This is a genomic window from Streptomyces sp. CA-251387, assembly GCF_050936625.1.
GTDB lineage: Bacteria > Actinomycetota > Actinomycetes > Streptomycetales > Streptomycetaceae > Streptomyces.
The window spans coordinates 362,580-379,269 of sequence record NZ_JBNJMJ010000001.1 but is presented as its reverse complement, the minus strand read 5'-3'; the positions used below and the strand labels follow the sequence as shown (position 1 = coordinate 379,269).

15 protein-coding genes are annotated in these 16,690 nt (G+C 70.8%); 5 read left to right on the top strand and 10 right to left on the bottom strand.

What is annotated here, in order from left to right:
- Nucleotides 1-21: 21 nt before the first annotated feature.
- From ACQEV2_RS01730 to ACQEV2_RS01720, 3 genes are all read right to left on the bottom strand, one after another.
- Entirely contained in the window at nt 22-1,077 is a 1,056-nt protein-coding gene (locus ACQEV2_RS01730; protein ID WP_433035611.1) for a family 2 encapsulin nanocompartment cargo protein terpene cyclase, read from the bottom strand.
- A gap of 16 nt (nt 1,078-1,093) precedes the next feature.
- Nucleotides 1,094-2,536: a family 2B encapsulin nanocompartment shell protein gene (locus ACQEV2_RS01725; RefSeq protein WP_433035608.1), complete on the bottom strand. Its 1,443-nt coding sequence runs from the start codon at nt 2,534-2,536 to the stop codon at nt 1,094-1,096.
- 190 nt (nt 2,537-2,726) lie between these two features.
- The gene (locus ACQEV2_RS01720; protein ID WP_433054120.1) at nt 2,727-3,734 is read right to left on the bottom strand and encodes a zinc-binding alcohol dehydrogenase family protein; all 1,008 of its coding nucleotides are present in this window, start codon (nt 3,732-3,734) and stop codon (nt 2,727-2,729) included.
- Nucleotides 3,735-3,884: 150 nt separating this feature from the next.
- Between ACQEV2_RS01720 and ACQEV2_RS01715 the strand changes: the two genes are divergently transcribed.
- Together ACQEV2_RS01715 and ACQEV2_RS01710 are read left to right on the top strand one after the other, a co-directional pair.
- A complete protein-coding gene (locus ACQEV2_RS01715) occupies nt 3,885-4,685 on the top strand; it encodes a VOC family protein (protein WP_433035605.1) in 801 nt (266 codons plus the stop codon).
- 65 nt (nt 4,686-4,750) lie between these two features.
- A complete protein-coding gene (locus ACQEV2_RS01710) occupies nt 4,751-5,428 on the top strand; it encodes a ribonuclease H family protein (RefSeq protein WP_433035602.1) in 678 nt (225 codons plus the stop codon).
- Between the two features lie 41 nt (nt 5,429-5,469).
- Here the strand turns inward: ACQEV2_RS01710 and melC2 are convergent, their stop codons facing one another.
- Nucleotides 5,470-6,294: a tyrosinase MelC2 gene (gene melC2, locus ACQEV2_RS01705; RefSeq protein WP_433035599.1), complete on the bottom strand. Its 825-nt coding sequence runs from the start codon at nt 6,292-6,294 to the stop codon at nt 5,470-5,472.
- Between the two features lie 36 nt (nt 6,295-6,330).
- Nucleotides 6,331-6,708: an apotyrosinase chaperone MelC1 gene (melC1, locus tag ACQEV2_RS01700; protein WP_433035596.1), complete on the bottom strand. Its 378-nt coding sequence runs from the start codon at nt 6,706-6,708 to the stop codon at nt 6,331-6,333.
- A gap of 358 nt (nt 6,709-7,066) precedes the next feature.
- Between melC1 and ACQEV2_RS01695 the strand changes: the two genes are divergently transcribed.
- A complete protein-coding gene (locus ACQEV2_RS01695; protein ID WP_433035593.1) occupies nt 7,067-8,278 on the top strand; it encodes an FAD-dependent monooxygenase in 1,212 nt (403 codons plus the stop codon).
- Between the two features lie 7 nt (nt 8,279-8,285).
- Here the strand turns inward: ACQEV2_RS01695 and ACQEV2_RS01690 are convergent, their stop codons facing one another.
- Nucleotides 8,286-9,977 (bottom strand): cholesterol oxidase substrate-binding domain-containing protein, encoded by a 1,692-nt coding sequence (locus ACQEV2_RS01690; RefSeq protein WP_433035590.1) that lies wholly within the window; start codon nt 9,975-9,977, stop codon nt 8,286-8,288.
- 136 nt (nt 9,978-10,113) lie between these two features.
- Between ACQEV2_RS01690 and ACQEV2_RS01685 the strand changes: the two genes are divergently transcribed.
- Nucleotides 10,114-11,097 (top strand): aldo/keto reductase, encoded by a 984-nt coding sequence (locus ACQEV2_RS01685; RefSeq protein ID WP_433035587.1) that lies wholly within the window; start codon nt 10,114-10,116, stop codon nt 11,095-11,097.
- Nucleotides 11,098-11,181: 84 nt separating this feature from the next.
- Nucleotides 11,182-11,679, top strand: a complete 498-nt coding sequence (locus ACQEV2_RS01680; protein WP_433035584.1) for a DUF6328 family protein — start codon at nt 11,182-11,184, stop codon at nt 11,677-11,679.
- Nucleotides 11,680-11,720: 41 nt separating this feature from the next.
- Here ACQEV2_RS01680 and ACQEV2_RS01675 read toward each other — a convergent pair whose 3' ends face one another.
- The 4 genes from ACQEV2_RS01675 to ACQEV2_RS01660 form a co-directional block, all read right to left on the bottom strand.
- Nucleotides 11,721-12,755 (bottom strand): hypothetical protein, encoded by a 1,035-nt coding sequence (locus ACQEV2_RS01675; protein WP_433035581.1) that lies wholly within the window; start codon nt 12,753-12,755, stop codon nt 11,721-11,723.
- Between the two features lie 119 nt (nt 12,756-12,874).
- Nucleotides 12,875-13,846: an LLM class F420-dependent oxidoreductase gene (locus ACQEV2_RS01670; RefSeq protein WP_433035578.1), complete on the bottom strand. Its 972-nt coding sequence runs from the start codon at nt 13,844-13,846 to the stop codon at nt 12,875-12,877.
- A 114-nt stretch (nt 13,847-13,960) separates the two neighbouring features.
- Nucleotides 13,961-15,556: a protein kinase domain-containing protein gene (locus ACQEV2_RS01665; protein WP_433035575.1), complete on the bottom strand. Its 1,596-nt coding sequence runs from the start codon at nt 15,554-15,556 to the stop codon at nt 13,961-13,963.
- A 156-nt stretch (nt 15,557-15,712) separates the two neighbouring features.
- Nucleotides 15,713-16,672: a threonine/serine dehydratase gene (locus ACQEV2_RS01660; RefSeq protein ID WP_433035572.1), complete on the bottom strand. Its 960-nt coding sequence runs from the start codon at nt 16,670-16,672 to the stop codon at nt 15,713-15,715.
- Nucleotides 16,673-16,690 lie beyond the last annotated feature (18 nt).

Sequence of the window (16,690 nt, the reverse complement as noted above, 5' to 3'; positions counted from 1 at the left end):
GCTCTGTCATGCGATCGCGCTTTACCAGTAGTTGGGCAGGTGGTAGCGGTGGGTGTTGGTCGCGTGCCACTCGTGGTTGCCGGCCACCCAGTCGGACAGGCCCCGCGCGTAGCGCTCCACGAGGGGCGAGGTGGCGGACAGCAGGGCGGACTCCTCCTCGAAGGCCGCCATGATCCGGTTGTGGATCTCGACGGCCTTCAGATAGGCGGCCTTCAGCCCGCAGCGCTCGTTCGCGGCGATGACCTGCGGCAGGTTGAGATGCGTGGGGTCGCTCGCCAGCTCTTTGGTGAAGGAGTACAGGTCGTTGACGATCGTGGTGGCGTTGCAGGCGAGCGCCGTGATCCGCTGGATCTCCGGACGGGCGTAGAGCGCCTCGGGCAGCTCGTAGCCGTCCACGGCGTCCACGATCGACAGACAGGGACGGAAGTTGTTGAACTGCCGCATCACCAGGTACTCCCAGACCCGCGGCACATAGCGGGTCTCGGCCCAGGCCGCCTCGGCGAGGTAGCCCAGGTGCAGCCGGGCGATGTCGTGGACGAAGCGGTCGGTCTGGCTCGGGGTGGCGAAGGCGGCGTAGTCCTGGAGGGCGAAGTGGTACGAGCGCAGCGGACCGTCGGCCCGCACGCCGTGGCGCCACTCCTCCTCCAGCTCGGGAATGCCGTGATACGGGTCGAGCGCCGACTGGGCCATGATCAGGCGGCCCCCGAGACCCCGGCGCGCTCCGCCCCGGCCCTCGTCCTCCTCGCAGTAGCAGGAGTCGACGACGTTCTCCGCGAGCAGCAACTCGCCGGCGGCGGTCAGCCGGTCCAGATCGAGCGCCTCCGGATGCTGGAGCACCACGGCCCGGCCGAACTGGAACCCCGAGAAGTCGCCCTTCCACGCCTCGGGGAACAGATCGAGGCGCCGGGCCCAGGCCTCCAGCCTGCGGTCGACCTCCGCGGCCTTCACGGGGTCGGCGGGGGCGACCTGCCGGTACCGGAGCCCGGGGATCGCCCCGCCGCGCCGGGTGCGCAGCGTGCTCGCGATGTTCGGTGGCCCGGGCAGCGCGAAGTCGGAGGTGGGGGTGGACGTGCTCATCGGGTGCTCCACGCGGTCACTCGGCCGTCCGGCCGATCTGGGCGTTCTCGAGGATCCCGACCGCGTCGGGGACGAGGATCGCCAGCGAGTAGTAGGCGGTGACGAGGTAGCGGATGATCGAGTTGGTGTCGATGCCCATGAACCGCACGTTCAGGCCGGGCTGGTACTCCTCCGGGATCCCGGTCTGGTACAGCCCGATGGCGCCCTGGTCGCCCTCGCCGGTGCGCAGCGCGATGATGCTGCTGGTGTGCTCCCGGCTGATCGGGATCTTGTTGCAGGGGAAGATCGGAACACCGCGCCAGGCGGGGATCTCGTGCCCCTCGACGCTCGCCGTGCCGGGTACGAGGCCGCGCCGGTTGCACTGCCGGAAGAACGCCGCGATCGCCTTCGGATGGGCGATGAACAGCTTGGTCTTGCGGCGCATCGACAGCAGCTCGTCCATGTCGTCCGGGGTCGGCGGCCCGGTGAAGGTGCTGATGCGTTGCCCGTAGTCGGCGTTGTGCAGCAGCCCGAACTCGCGGTTGTTGACCAGCTCCCACTCCTGGCGTTCGCGGATCTCCTCGATGGTCAGGCGGAGTTGCTGCTCGGTCTGGTCCATCGGGTTGTTGTAGAGGTCGGCGACCCGGGTGTGGACGCGCAGCACGGTCTGGGTCAGGGACAACTCGTACTCGCGCGGGGCGAGGTCGTAGTCGACGTAGCCGCCGTTGATCGTCGGCTCACCGACATGGCCCGCCTGCACGGGCACGTCGGCCTCGCCCTTGCGGTTCATGGGCAGGCTCTGCCGCGCGGCGTAGGCCTCCAGGTGCGCGGCGAGGGACGGCACCCGCCCGGTGAACTCCTCGACCACGGCCCAGGGGAGCACGAGCAGCACCCCGGCCGTCTCCGCCCGCACCGAGCTCAGCCACAGAGGGTCGGGCTGTCCGATGGCCTCGTCGCCGATCTGGTCGCCGTCGGTGACGACCCCGAGGATCTCCTCATCGCCGTACTTGCCTTCCGTGAAGCGGGTGAAGCGGCCGTGCACGATGAGGTAGGCCTCCGTGACGGGCTGCCCGGCCTCGACGAGCACTTGGCCGGCCCGGACCTCCCGGACCCGGAAGCGGGTGGAGACCTCCCGGAGTACGTCCATGTCGTCGTAGCCGCGCAGGACCGGAAGCTCGGTGAGGGTCTCGGGGATGACCTTGATGTCGTCGGCGCCGTTCTGGTCGAACTGCACCCGTCCCCGGCCGACGCGCAGCTGCAGACGGCGGTTGACCCGGTAGGTGCCGCCCTTCACGTCCACCCAGGGCAGCATCCGCAGCAGCCAGCGCGAGCTGATGGCCTGCATCTGGGGTTCGGACTTGGTGGTGGTGGCGAGCTGACGGGCCGCCTGGGTGCTGAGACTGGTGAGCTGTCCGTCGGACTGGGGATCGGGAGCGGGTTCGTCGATGGCGGGTCCGGTGGCGCTGTCCGGTGTGGACACATTCCCTCCCGGGAGGTGAGCGGGCTGGCCGTGCGCGCGTCCTAGCCAAACAGCCGCCGTGACACCTTGATCAGGGCGTGAAGGGGGCGACTTCAGACCCTGGAGGTACAAACCTGGCCTGTGAGGCAGTGGACGCACCCTGGGTGACCTTGCTCCCCTCCTGTGCTCCCGCACGCCCGAGTGGCGGCGCTCAGGACAGGTCGTTCACCAGCACCGCCGCCCCGTCGAACCGGCCCGCCTTCAGATCCCGCAGAGCCTCGCCGGCCCGCGACAGCGGATAGGTGTGCGTCGTGGCGTGTACGGCGTGCTCGGCGGCGAGCGCCAGGAACTCCCGGCCGTCCTCGCGCGTGTTGGAGGTGACACTGCGCAGTTGCTTCTCGTAGAAGAGCTCGCTCTCGTAGCGCAGCGCCGGCACGTCGCTGAGGTGGATGCCCGCGATCGCCAGCGTGCCGCCCCGGTCGAGGGCCCGCAGCGCCACCGGGACCAGATCGCCGACCGGCGCGAACAGGATGGCGCTGTCCAGCGGCTCCGGCGGCGGCTCGGCCGGGTCGCGTGCCGAGGCGGCACCCAGGCCGAGTGCGAGCTTCCGGGCTGCCGCACTCCGCGTCAGCACGTGCACGGTGGCGCCCTCGGCGATCGCCACCTGCGCGCACAGATGGGCGCTACCCCCGAAGCCGTACAGCCCCAGCCGCCCGCCCGCGGGGAGCGCCGACCGCCGCAGCGCCCGATAGCCGATGATCCCGGCGCACAGCAGCGGTGCGAGGGTCACGTCGTCGAGGTCGCCGGGCAGCCGGTAGGCGTACGCCGCCGGGACGGTCGTGTACGGAGCGTATCCGCCGTCGGCGTCCCAGCCCGTGTACCGCGAGGCCGGGCACAGGTTCTCCGCCCCGCGCGCACAGTAGGGGCAGATGCCGTCGGTGCGCCGCAGCCAGGCCACCCCCACCCGCTCCCCGACGCCGAAGCCGCGCACCGCCGTCCCGAATCCGGCCACGACGCCGACGACCTCGTGCCCGGGCGTCACGCCCGCCCGGTGCACCGGCAGATCCCCCTCGGTGACATGCAGATCCGTACGGCACACCCCGCACGCCCGCACCCTCACCAGCAGTTCGTCGTCCCCCGGCACCGGAACCGGCTTCCCGACCAGCCGCAGGGACCCCGCCTCGACCGGCCCCGGCTCGACCACCGACCACGCGCGCATCGACCTGTCCGCCATACCGTGCCCCGTCCGTCGACCGGCCGCGTATGCCCCCAGTCTGGAACGGAAGCAAGCATTCGGCGCGCGACCGCACTGCCGGGTGGCTAGCGTATGAATCCGGACAACTCACCGATCCGGGAGAGGGCCGCAGCCATGGCCGTGAAACCTGAGGGAACCCCCATCTGGGCCGACGCGATGTTCAGCGACGTGGAGGGAGCCAAGAGCTTCTACGGCGACGTCCTCGGCTGGACCTTCGGCGAGGCGTCGTCGGAGTACGGCAACTACACCCAGGCCTACGCGAACGGCAAGGCCACCGCCGCGGTCGTCCCGCCCATGGCGGGCCAGGAGGGCCAGTCGCAGTGGTGTCTCTACTTCGCCACCTCCGACGTCGACGCCACCGCCGCCAAGATCCGGGAGAACGGCGGCGAGATCCTGATGGAGCCGATGGCGGTCGGCGAGTTCGGCAGCATGTGCCTGGCCCGCGAGCCCAGCGGTGCCGTCTTCGGCCTCTGGCAGCCTGGCACCCACGAGGGTTTCGAGGCGCCGATGGACCAGCCGGGCGGATTCTGCTGGGCCGAGGTCTTCACCCGCGAGCGGGAGAAGCCGGACACGTTCTTCCCGGCCGTCTTCGGGTACGGCGCCAAGCAGATGGAGGACGACGCGGTCGACTTCCGCCTCTACACGGTCGGAGACGACATGGTCCTCGGCCGCATGCAGATGACGGACGAGTTCCCGCCCGAGGTCCCCTCCTACATCAACGTGTACTTCACCGTCGCCAACTGCGACGACGCCGTGGCCAAGGCCACCAAGCAGGGCGCCGTGCTGCGCTTCGGGCCGATGAGCTCGCCGTTCGGCCGGTTCGCGGCGCTCACCGATCCGCAGGGCGCGAACTTCTCGGTGATCGACGTCACCACGACCGAGGGGGAGATGCCGAAGACCACGGACGTCTCCTGATCCTCGACTGATCCACGAGGGCACGTGCGACCGGACGGCCTGCCGGACCATGGCATGATCGGCCCATGCTTGAACGAGTTGTGGCCGCGTGCGACGGGGCTTCGAAGGGAAACCCCGGGCCGGCGGGCTGGGCCTGGGTCGTCGCCGACGAGACGGAGACCCCGACCCGATGGGAGGCCGGGCCGCTCGGCAAGGCCACCAACAACGTCGCGGAACTCACCGCGCTGGAACGGCTGCTCTCGGCGACCGACCCCGGCGTACCGCTGGAGATCCGGATGGACTCGCAGTACGCCATGAAGGCCGTCACCAGCTGGCTGCCCAACTGGAAGCGCAACGGCTGGAAGACGGCCGCCGGCAAGCCCGTCGCCAACCAGGACCTGGTCGTGCGCATCGACGAACTGCTCGCCGGCCGCACGGTCGAGTTCCGCTACGTCCCCGCCCACCAGGCTGACGGCGACCCGCTGAACGACTTCGCCGACCGTGCCGCCAGCCAGGCGGCCACCGTGCAGGAGCCGGCGGGCAGCGGCCTCGGCTCACCTCAGCCGCCGCCCTCCCCGGACACGCCGGCCAAGGCACCGCGCCGCAAGTCCGCGGCGCCCCGGAAGAACGGCAGCTCCGCGCGCACCATCAAGGCCAAGTTCCCCGGCCGCTGCATCTGCGGCCGCTCCTACGCGGCGGGCGAGCCCATCACCAAGAACGCCCAGGGCTGGGGCCACCCGGAGTGCCGTACCGCCGACGCCTGACCGGCGGCCGGGCACGGACGGAGAGCGGACCGGGCGCAGTCTCAGGCCGCGTCGAACGTGTAGTGCGCCGTGTGGTCCAGCAGGTCGGCGGGACGTACGTCGTTCCACGGCTTCATCGTGTCGTTGAGGTCGACCACGTTCGGCGTCCCGGCAACCGGCACATAAGCGGAGCCGGGGTGGCGCCGCTGCCAGTCCGCCCACAGCTTGTCGATGTAGGCGTGGTGCAGCCAGAACACCGGGTCGTTGGGGGACACGCCGGTCGCCATCTGCCCGCCCACCCAGACATGGACGCGGTTGTGCAGATTGACGCCGCGCCAGCCCTCGAGATGGTTGCGGAAGCCGTCCGACGCGCTGTTCCAGGGCGCCATGTCGTACGTCGGCATGGCGAGCACGGACTCCACCTCGGCCCGGGTCGGCAGCTCCCGTACGGCGGTGCCGAGCGACCGGCGCAGAAACGTACGCCCGTCCACGCGCACATTGATCGGCCAGTTGCCGGTCGACGCGGCGAACGGCCCGTCCATCACCCGGCCGTCGAGGCTGCGCCCGGTGCCGCCGAGGAAGTCGGGCGCCCACAGCGAGGACCGTATCGAGCGGTCGGTGCTCCAGTCCCAGTACGGCAGCGCGACCGAGGCGTCCACCTGCTGCAGCGCGCGCTCGAACTCGAGCAGGAATCTGCGGTGCCAGGGCAGGAAGGACGGTGAACGGTGGCCGGTGCGTTCCCCGTTGTCGGTGTCGCCGACGATGAAGGCATTGTGCGTGGTGACGAACTCGTCGTAGCGGCCGCTGCGCTTCAACTCCAGCACGGCGGCGACGAATCGGCGCTTCTCGTCGGCGGTCAGCAGGGCCTGGTTCTTGCGGACGGTCATGGTGGCGGGTGCTCCAAAGTGCGCGCGTGCGGCAGGTCAGTTGGCGTTGGCGGGGAAGGGGAGGAGTGGGGCGCCCTGCAGCTCGTCGACGGCGGCGCGGGCGGCGGCGCGCGGGGTGGGCACCGGGTCGTAGTGGCTGACGACGCTGATCCAGGTGCCGTCGGCGTTGCGCATCACATGCAGCTCCACCCCGTCGACGAACACGGCGTATCCGGCGCCGTGGTGCTCGTGACCGGCGCCCGAGACCGGCCGACCCTGTATCCGGCGGCCCTTGTAGACCTCGTTGAAGGACGCCGGGGCGTGGTGGTCGCGCCCGGCGGCGGTGGCCCCGGGGGCGGCGACGGTCTGGACGCCGGCCGCGGTGGCGAGGGCGGCTGCGGCGGTGAGCGCACGGCGACGGCTGAGTTCCGGCATACGGATCTCCTGGGTTTGTTCGGTTGACGACTCCGCATGCCTATCGGGCCGCATGAGAGCGGGAGAAATCGGTCGGCAGTGGTTGGCTCTGATCCGGACAAGTAGCCACATGTCGTGCAAGCTTGAATCAAGATGATCTTGCCGTGGTGGCGTCCACGGGTCACCGGAACGGGGAATTCCTCCCTCTGTAGGCCGCGTTCCGGGTGATCTTTCGCGGGTGAGCGTGTCGCCAGTGGTCTACTTCACTCGCCGAAACTGGCGCGATCCGGAATGCGACGGGACGGCACACTTGCCCTGTTACTCTGCGAGCTGCTCCGCGAATCGAAATATCCGATTTGAGTCATGCTCAGGGGTGTGTGTGAAGGTCGCCTGCGTCGGCGGCGGTCCCGCCGGCCTGTATCTCTCGATCCTGCTGAAGCTGCGGGACCCGTCCCACGACATCACCGTCCACGAGCGCAACCCGGAGGGCTCCACCTACGGCTGGGGCGTCACCTACTGGCGGGGCCTGCTCGACCGGCTCCACGCGCACGACCCCGAGACGGCCCGCGCCATCGAGGAGAACTCGGTCCGCTGGAGCGAAGGAGTCGCCCACATCCGGGATCTGACAACCCGTCGGCCCGGCGACCAGGGGCACGGGATCGGACGCCACCGGCTCCTGGACATCCTCGCCGCCCGCGCCCGCTCACTGGGCGTACGCCTGACGTTCGAGCACGAGATCACGCCGGACCGCCTGCCCGCAGCCGACCTGGTCGTGGCGGCCGACGGCGTCCACAGTGCCTTGCGCACCCGGCACACCGACCACTTCGGCACACGGGTCACGGCGGGCCGCAACCGCTACATCTGGCTCGGCACCAGCAAGGTCTTCGACGCCTTCACCTTCGCCTTCGTCGAGTCCGACCACGGCTGGATCTGGTGCTACGGCTATGGCTTCGGCCCCGAGTCCGGCACCTGCGTCATCGAATGCGCCCCCGAGACCTGGACCGGCCTGGGCCTCGACACGGTGAACGAGGCGGACGGACTGTCCCTGCTCGAGAAGCTCTTCGCCGACGTCCTCGACGGCCACCCCCTCATCGGCCGCTCGTCCGCCGACGGCAGTGCCCAGTGGCTGAACTTCCGCACCCTCACCAACCGCACCTGGCGCTGCGGCAACCTCGTCCTGCTCGGCGACGCCGCCCACACCACGCACTACTCCGTCGGCGCCGGCACCACCCTCGCCCTGGAGGACGCCATCGCCCTCGCCCGCGCACTGCACGAGCACCCTGCCCTCCCACAGGCCCTCGCCCGCTACGAAGAGGAGCGCAAACAGGCCCTGTTGTCCCTCCAGAGCGCGGCCCGCTACAGCGCCCGGTGGTACGAGAACCTGCCCCGCTACATCCAGCTGCCCCCGCACCAGATGTTCGCCCTGCTCGGCCAGCGCCACTCACCCCTGCTGCCCCTCGTGCCGCCCCAGCTGTACTACCGGCTCGACAGGGCGGCCGGGCAACTGGAGACGCTGCGCCGCTTCAAGCGCTGGCTGGGCCCGAAGGTCGCGCGCACCGTGCACGCCAGGGCACTGGCGTCCCGCAGGTAGCCGCACCTCACCGGAACAGCCGGTCGAGGAAGGCGTTGCCGAACACCCGGTGGGGGTCGAGCCGGTCGAGCACCCCGGACGCCTGCCCCCACGCCTCCTCGCCGATGGACCCGGGCACGACCGTGTCCAGCACCTCTGCGTCGCTCCAGGCGGCCACGTCCGTGTAGGCCCAGCCCTTCGACCACTCGACCCGGGGCATGGCATACCCGCCGTCGAAGGTGCGCAGCACGAACCGCTCGATCTCGCGCAGGAACGCCTCCGCGTGCGGAGTTCCGGGCAGCGTCAGGATGTTGAGCCAGACGGCGGTGTCCCACTCGGTCCGGTCGCCGCGCGGCCGGAGCGCCGACAACAGCGGGGTCCGCGCCCCCTCCAGGCCGACCTCCGCCGGATCGTCGAGGCCCGTCACGCGGATCTCCACCGAGCCGTTGACCGGGAACTGCCCCCGGCCGGCGTACGCCGCGAGCCGCTCCCGGTAGAAGGCGGTGAACTCGGCAAGAACACGCTGCACTTGGGCCCGGCTGGTGAGCACCGCGTAACCGTTCGTGGCAATCCTCAGCGTCGTCGGCCGCAGATACAGCAGGGTGTTCTTGGACGGCCCCCAGATGTCCGCCGACAACGTCGCCACCAGCCCGAGCGCGGCCGTGTCGTACTGCGCGTTGCCGAGCACCGGCGCCAGATACCAGGCCCCGTCCGCCACCATGCGCCCGACCAGCTCCGCCACCGGGCGCGGGACGTTGTCGGAGAACGGGTAGTTGTACGGCGTCGTCACGTGCCGCGAGGTCAGCGGCCGGCTGGGGGAGACGCTCCACACCTTCAGCCACGGGCACTCGGTGAAGGCGAACCAGATCGCCTCGACCCGCCCGGCCCGGTCCAGGAAGCTTGCGAGCGTGCGTCCGTCGGTGCCCGGCGCGGCGAAGAGCTCACCGGCCGGGATGTCCGTACGGCTGACGCACCGCAGGTTGGTGTCGGCGCCCACGCGCAGCACGACCTCGGTGATCAGGGACCGGCCGAGATGGGTGAGCAGCGCGGCGCAGTCCGCCTCGTCACGGTCGTAGGTCCGCAGTGCGTACGCGCCACTGGCCTCGTCCCAGACGACGGCCGTCAGGGACACCACCAGATTGCTGAGTGAGCCGTACGTGTGCCCGGGCAACCGCTGTTCACCCCGCGCCGGTACGGCGGTGCCGTGCGCGTCGATGGCCAGGGCGCCGCCCAGGGTGAGGTTGCCGGGCGCCGGGGCAGCGGTGACGCCGAGACCGTGCTCCTCCAGGTAGGTGAGCAGGGCCTCCAGGGTGACGCCGGTGCCGGCGCGCACGGAGGTCGGCGACTCCAGGGAAAGGCCGGTGAGGTGCGAGGCGGTGTCGACGAGGAGGACCGGTGTGTCCGGCGGTGTGTCCCGCGTGATGGTCAGCGGTGACCAGCCGTGCGAGGAACCGCGGGCGCGGACCCTCCAGCCGTGCCGCCAGGCCCAGTTGACGACGGCGACCACCTGGTCCGGGGTGGCCGGCGCGCAGGCCCACAGCCCGTCGGCGGTGATCTCACCGACCCAGTTCCGGTATGCCGAGCGGTACAGGGCGACTTCGGGCGGGAAGTCCGGTAACTCCTGCGCCGCGACGGCCGGATCCGCCGGGAGAAGAGTCGGTACGGCGGCCAGGGCTGCAGCGGTGCGCAGGAAGCCCCTGCGGCTGAAGGCGTCGGTCACGGGTCCACGCTAGGGACCGGCTTGACGTCGTCCGTCAGCCTGTCGAAATGATTCACCTATGTGAGTGACGATTCACAGGTGGCTGCGCGGAGGGGCCCGTTCCGCGCACGCGCATGACGAATGACACACTGACGCCATGGACGAGCGTGTAATCGGTAGGTCGGGTCAGCGGGCATCCGTCGTCGGTCTCGGGACGTGGCAGCTGGGCGCCGACTGGGGAGACGTCGACGACAAGGAAGCGCTGGCGGTGCTGGACGCGGCGGTCGAGTCGGGGGTGACCTTCTTCGACACGGCCGACGTGTACGGCGACGGACGCAGCGAGCAGACGATCGCCGCCTTCCTGCGCGGCAGGCCCGACCTGGACATCTTCGTGGCGACCAAGATGGGCCGCCGCGTCGACCAGATCCCCGAGAACTACGTCCTGGACAACTTCCGCGCCTGGAACGACCGTTCCCGGCGCAACCTGGGTGTGGACCGCCTCGACCTGGTCCAGCTGCACTGCCCGCCGACCCCCGTCTACTCGACGGACGAGGTGTTCGACGCCCTGGACACCCTGGTCCAGGAGGAGCGGATCGCGGCGTACGGCGTCAGCGTGGAGACCTGCGAGGAGGCGCTGACCGCGATCGCCCGGCCCGGTGTGGCCGGCGTGCAGATCATCCTGAACCCGTTCCGCATGAAGCCGCTGCGCGAGGTGCTGCCCGCCGCCCAGGAGGCGGGCGTCGGCGTCATCGCCCGTGTCCCGCTGGCCTCAGGCCTCCTGTCGGGCAAGTACACCAAGGACACCGTCTTCCCGGCCAACGACCACCGCACCTACAACCGGCACGGCGAGTCCTTCGACGTCGGGGAGACCTTCTCCGGTGTGGACTACGCGACGGGCGTCGAGGCCGCCGCCGAGTTCGCCGACCTCGCCCCCGAGGGATTCACCCCGGCCCAGCTCGCGCTGCGCTGGATCATCCAGCAGCCGGGCGTGACCACCGTGATCCCGGGCGCCCGCTCGCCGGAACAGGCCCGCGCGAACGCGGCCGCCGCCGCGCTGCCGGAACTGTCCGAGGACACGCTCACCGCGATCCGGGACCTCTACGACCGGCGGATCAAGGACCAGGTCGAGAGCCGCTGGTAGGACGAACGTCGGCCCGGCCGGACAGAATCGCCGCTCACGGGGTACTCGCGGGACAGGACTCAGGCAGTTCCGACCCGGGAGGACATGGTGACGGCCACGGAGAGTGGAGAGACCAGGCGCAGGGGACGCAACGAGACCGAGGAGGAGAGAGCCGACCGCATGTGGGTCGAGCTTCTCCAGGAGGTCCGGGTGGCCCAGATGGGCGTGCAGATCCTGTTCGGTTTTCTGCTCACCGTCGTGTTCACACCGAAGTACGACGACCTGAATCCGACGGACCGGGCCATCTACATCGTGACGGTCGTGCTGGGCGCCGCCGCCACCGGCGCCCTCATCGGTCCCGTGTCCCTGCACCGCCTGGTGTCCGGGCGGCGCATCAAGCCGCAGACGGTGGAGTGGGCCTCCCGGCTGACCTTCGTCGGGCTGGTCCTGCTCCTCGTCACGATGGCGTCGTCGCTGCTGCTGATCCTGCGGGTCGCCACCCACGACGGCTTCGTGCCCTGGCTGGTCGCGGGCGTGGTCGTCTGGTACGTCGTGTGCTGGTTCGTGCTGCCTCTGTGGACCCGCCACCGCTACACAGAGTGAGCGGTGGCGCTCGGACGGTGTCTCGGCGGGTGTGAGGCCGGCTACGACTGCGGCGCCGTGCCTCCGCGCGCCCCGCGCAGCGCCGAGATGCACGTGGCGATGGCCTGCTGGAGCTCCTCCAGCTGCTCGACCATGTCGTCCTCGACGAACTCCTGCACATCGTCGAAGGTCAGCTCCTCGAAGACCTTCGTCGCCCGCTGCAGGCTGCTGTAGAACTTCGTCCGCCGCTCCTGCACCCGCAGCTCGGGGTCGGCCTCCACGGCTTCCACGACGAGGGACTTCATGGTGTCGTAGGCCTCGGTGGCCCACTCGCCGCTGTCCTCGTCGTCGTGCAACTCCTCGATGAGCGACAGGTGCCGCTCGGCCTCCTGGCGCAGGTCGACGGGCGCGTCGACGGTCTGCCCGGCCGGGGTCTTGATCTGGCCCGACTCGGCGATCTGGCGGACGTAGCCGATCCGGTCGGCGGCCCGGCTCTCGCCGGCCACGGCCTTCTTCAGCTCCTCGGTGCGGACCACGTCACGCGCCAATTCGGCCTGCAGTTCCGGGTCTTCGCGGACCCGGTCCAGGAGCGCCTGGCGGGCCGCGCGGGCGGTGGAGGGGTCGGCGAGGATCGCGGCGCGCAGCGCGGTGGGGTTCTCGGCGACCTCCAGGGCCTTCGTCGGACGGATGCCCTCGGCCTCGGCGGCCTCGGCGATGGCGGTGCCGCGCTCGGAGGTGGCGCTGTTGCGGGAGACGTAGTAGCTGAGCCACACGTCGGCGTCCGGCAGCTCCACCTCCTGGCCCGGCGTGAGCGCCTCGAAGTGCGGGACGAGGCCGTCGTCGGCGGCCCGGTCCCAGGCCTTGTAGTAGCGCATGACGCGCTCGGCGGAACACCCGGCGAGCTCGGCGAACTCCTTCGCCGACACCTTCGGCGTCTCACCCGCGCCCTGGCCGCCGGGCCGCACGCTGCGCGCCACCATCAGGCCGAAGGCCCAGCCTCCGGTCCGGGCGTAGACCCCGAACTCCCGGGCGTCCCGGGCGACGAGGTCGGACAGGGGCACGGGGGACGTGTCGGACGGGACGATCGCCAGGCTCACGGATGACTCTCCTGTACGGCTGCTCGGACGGCAAAAGTGCAGACCAGCAGCCTATGGCACCCGCACACCGTGCTCGGTCCGCCCCGGTGCCGCCCCGTGCCGTTGTGGTGCGCGAGCTGTCATCCGAAGGCGTCCCGCAGCGCGGGCAGCAGCGTCTTCTCCGCCCAGTCGAGATACGGCAGCTGTGCCTCGCCCCCGATCTGCACCAGGGCGATCTCGTCGAACCCGGCCTCGGCGTACGGGCGTACTGCCTCGACGAAGGCGTCCGGGTCGTCGCCGCACGGGATGGAGTCGGCGACGTCGTCCTGGGTGACGAACTGCGTCGCCGCCTCGAAGGAATCCGGGTGCGGCAGCTCCGAGTTGACCTTCCAGCCGCCGCCGAACCAGCGGAACTGGGAGTGGGCGCGCTTGATCGCGGTGTCCCGGTCGGGGTCGTGGCACACCGGAAGCTGCCCCACGCGCGGCTTGCCCTCGCCGCCGTGCCGGTCGAACGCCTCCAGCAGGCCCGCCTTGGGCTCCGTGGCGATCACCAGGTCGCCGAGCCTGCCCGCGAGCTCACAGGACTGTTCCCCGGAGACGGCGATGCCGATGGGCGGCGGCTGGTCCGGGAGGTCCCACAGGCGGGCGGACTCCACGTCGAAGTGCGTGCCGCGATGGTTCACATGGCCGCCCTTGAAGAGCGCCCGGATGATCCCCACCGCCTCCTCGAGCATCTCGTGCCGCACGTCCACGGGCGGCCAACCGCCGCCCACGACATGCTCGTTGAGGTTCTCGCCGGAGCCGAGGCCCAGCCGGAACCGGCCCTCCGACAGTAGTTGCATCGTGGCGGCCTTCTGTGCCACCACCGCCGGGTGGTAGCGGACCGTCGGACACGTCACGTACGTCATCAGCGGAATCCGCGACGTGGCCTGGGCGGCCGCGCCCAGCACACTCCAGGCGTACGGCGAGTGACCCTGCGCACGCAGCCACGGAAAGTAGTGGTCCGAGGTCACGGAGAAGTCGAAGCCCGCCTCCTCGGCACGGACCAGGTGGTCCACCAGCTCACGGGGGCCGGCCTGCTCGGTCATCATCGTGTATCCGATCTGCACCATGCGGGCCGAGTCCCCGGACACGGGGTGACGAAAACGGGACCGACGGGGGCAGGAGCGAGGGCGCGGGAGAAGAGATCCGGGAGAGACTCGGGCGCGCCCCGCTCGTCCGCCTGATCAGTCCTCCGGCACCCGGAAGCTCCGCAGGAAGACGTCCAGCGCCTGCTGGTTGTCCGGGTCGTCCCAGTCGGCCTCCGGGGTCGTCCAGCGCAGGGAATAGCCGCGGTGGTCGCCGATGAGGAAGCCGCGGCCGAAGGTGTGCAGACGGGTGCCGTCCTGCACGGAGAGCCACTCCATGTCGGCCGCCTTGTATCCCTGGTACGTGGTCGCCTCGATCTCGCCGATCCGCTGGAACCCGCTCCGCTCCTCCAGATCAGGCTCGACGTCGTCGCGCCACACGGCGACGGGGTCCGGGCCCACGGCCTCGCTGTAGGTGACCGCCAGTGTGCGCGTATCGCCGTCGGCACTGAAGAAGATCCGGTACGCCACGTCCGAGGCACGCGTGGTGCCGAGCGGCTTCCAGCCCTCGGGCAGGGCGACGGAGAAGCCCTCGGGTGACGTGTACGTCCGGTAGCCGGAGGGCAAGGCCGTTCCGGAGGGGGAAGCGGTGGGCGTCCCTGACTCCGTCGCGTCCTGCGTAGGGGACGAGCTGGGCGTGGGAGTGGGGGACGGGCCGGTCGGTGCCTCGGCCGAGGCCGACGGACTGGGTGCCGTACCGGCCGCCGACGAGGCCGAGTCGTCCGGCCCGCCGTTGGTCACCACGAGGACGGCGGCCGCGACGGTGACCACGGCGAGGGCGATGCCGACGACCATGGTGCGTCTGCTCCAGCCCGGGGCCACGGCGTACAGACCGCGCAGGCGGGGGTGGTGCGTCGCCTGCGAGGACGGCTCCGGGTCCTCGTTCAGGACACGGACGAGCGCATCGCGGACCACGGGTCTGCTCAGCCGCTCCCGGGAGTCCTTGCGCAGCAGCCCCTGTACGGCCTGGGTGAGCGGCCCGGCACGCACCGGGGCGCGCAGCGGCAGCCGGTCCACCCCCTTCAACGTGGCCTCGGGCCGGTCCCGTTCGCGGTACGGCGGACGCCCCTCGACCATCGTGTAGAGGATGGCGCCGAGCGCCCACAGATCGGACGCCGGCCCGATGCGCTCGTCACGGGCCTGTTCGGGGGACGCGTACGACGGTGCGGCGACCCGGGGCGCGAGGGTGGCGCCGGCCAGCCCGAAGCCGGTGACGACGACGGAGCCGTCGTCGCGCACGAACACCTGGCCCGGGCTCAGCTCGCCGTGTGTGATGCCCGCGACATGCGCCGCCTCCAGCACATCCAGCAGTTCGAGGCCGATGCGGGCGGCCCGCACGTAGTTGAAGGTGCCCTGCTGGGTGACGAGCTCGCCCAAGGGTTCGCCGTCGATCCACTCGGTGACGATCCACAGGCTGCCGGACTCCTCGACGGCGTCCAGGACGGTGGCGACCCGGCCCGGACGCAACAGCCCCATCCGTTCGGACGTCCGCAGGATCCGCGAGGTCGCCCGGCGCCGGTCGTCCGGACCGGGATCGTCGGGCAGACCGACCTGACTGAGGAGGCACGGGCGTTCGGTTTCCGTGTCCTCGCCGTAGTAACTGACGCGGTTCGTCTCGCGATGCACGACATCGACGAGCCGATACCTCCCGGCGACCAACTCGGCTGTGGAGACGCGCGCCTTGACCATGGCCATCCCTCGCTGAACCCCTGGCTCTCATTTCCCCCAGGAAGTACGGGAGATGTGACGGGCTGCGTTCAACGAAATCCTCAACTAAAGGGCGCTTCTTTTCCTTTGCTTCTTACGCGCGAGTAAGCTGACGAAAAGTTAAGGGAATTGATCCGGAATGCTTCAGCGAAGGCCGAAATCGGCCGCCCAGCGCAGCACGTCCGAGGTCGTCGCATTGCCTCCGCACACGACCAGCCCGAGCCGGGCGCCGTCCCCGACCCGCTCCAGCACCCGCCGGGCCGCGGGCAGCAGACAGCCGGCAGCCGGCTCGGTCCACACCTTGGCGTGTTCGGCCAGGTCGAGCACCCCCCGCACCGCCTCCCGGTCCGGGACCACGAGCACCTCGTCGACCAGGGCGGACACATGCTCGTACGTCAGCCGGGACACGCTCGGCGCGCTCAGCGTGGACACGATCGACGACAGCGCCACCGGCACCGGGCCGCCCGCCGCCAGCGCTTCGGACATGGCCTCGGCGCCCTCGGTCTCCACACCCCAGATCCGCACGCCCGGCCGGCGCGCCCGCAGCGCCACCGCGACACCGGCGACGAGCCCGCCGCCCCCGACGCTGACGAGTACGTCCGTGAGGTCACCGGCGTCGTCGGCGAGCTCCAGCCCGACAGTGCCCTGCCCGGAGATCACCAGGGGGTCGTCGAAGGGGTGGACGAGCGTCAGTCCCTCGTCGCGCAGCCTCGTGACGAGCGAGAACGCCCCGTCCATGTCGTCCGTCAGCCGCACCGAGGCTCCGGCGTCCCGGGCGATCTCGACGGCGCGGGCGGGCGCCGAGCGGGGCATCACCACGGTGGCCTTCACATCGAGGACGGCGGCCGTCATCGCCAGGGCGATTCCGTGGTTGCCGCCGCTGACCGCCACGACCCCGGCCGCACGCTGGGCGTCGCTGAGCGACAGCAGCTTCGCCGTCGCCCCGCGCGCCTTGAACGAGCCGGTGCGCTGGAGGAGTTCGAGCTTCGCCGTGACCGGCACGCCGAGCAGGGCCGACAGGCCGGGGCTGGGGACGGTCGGGGTGTGCACGACGTGTCCGGCGATGAGGTCGGCCGCGGCTTCGACGTCCGAGATCCCGATCAAGGCAGTCACCTTTCCGGC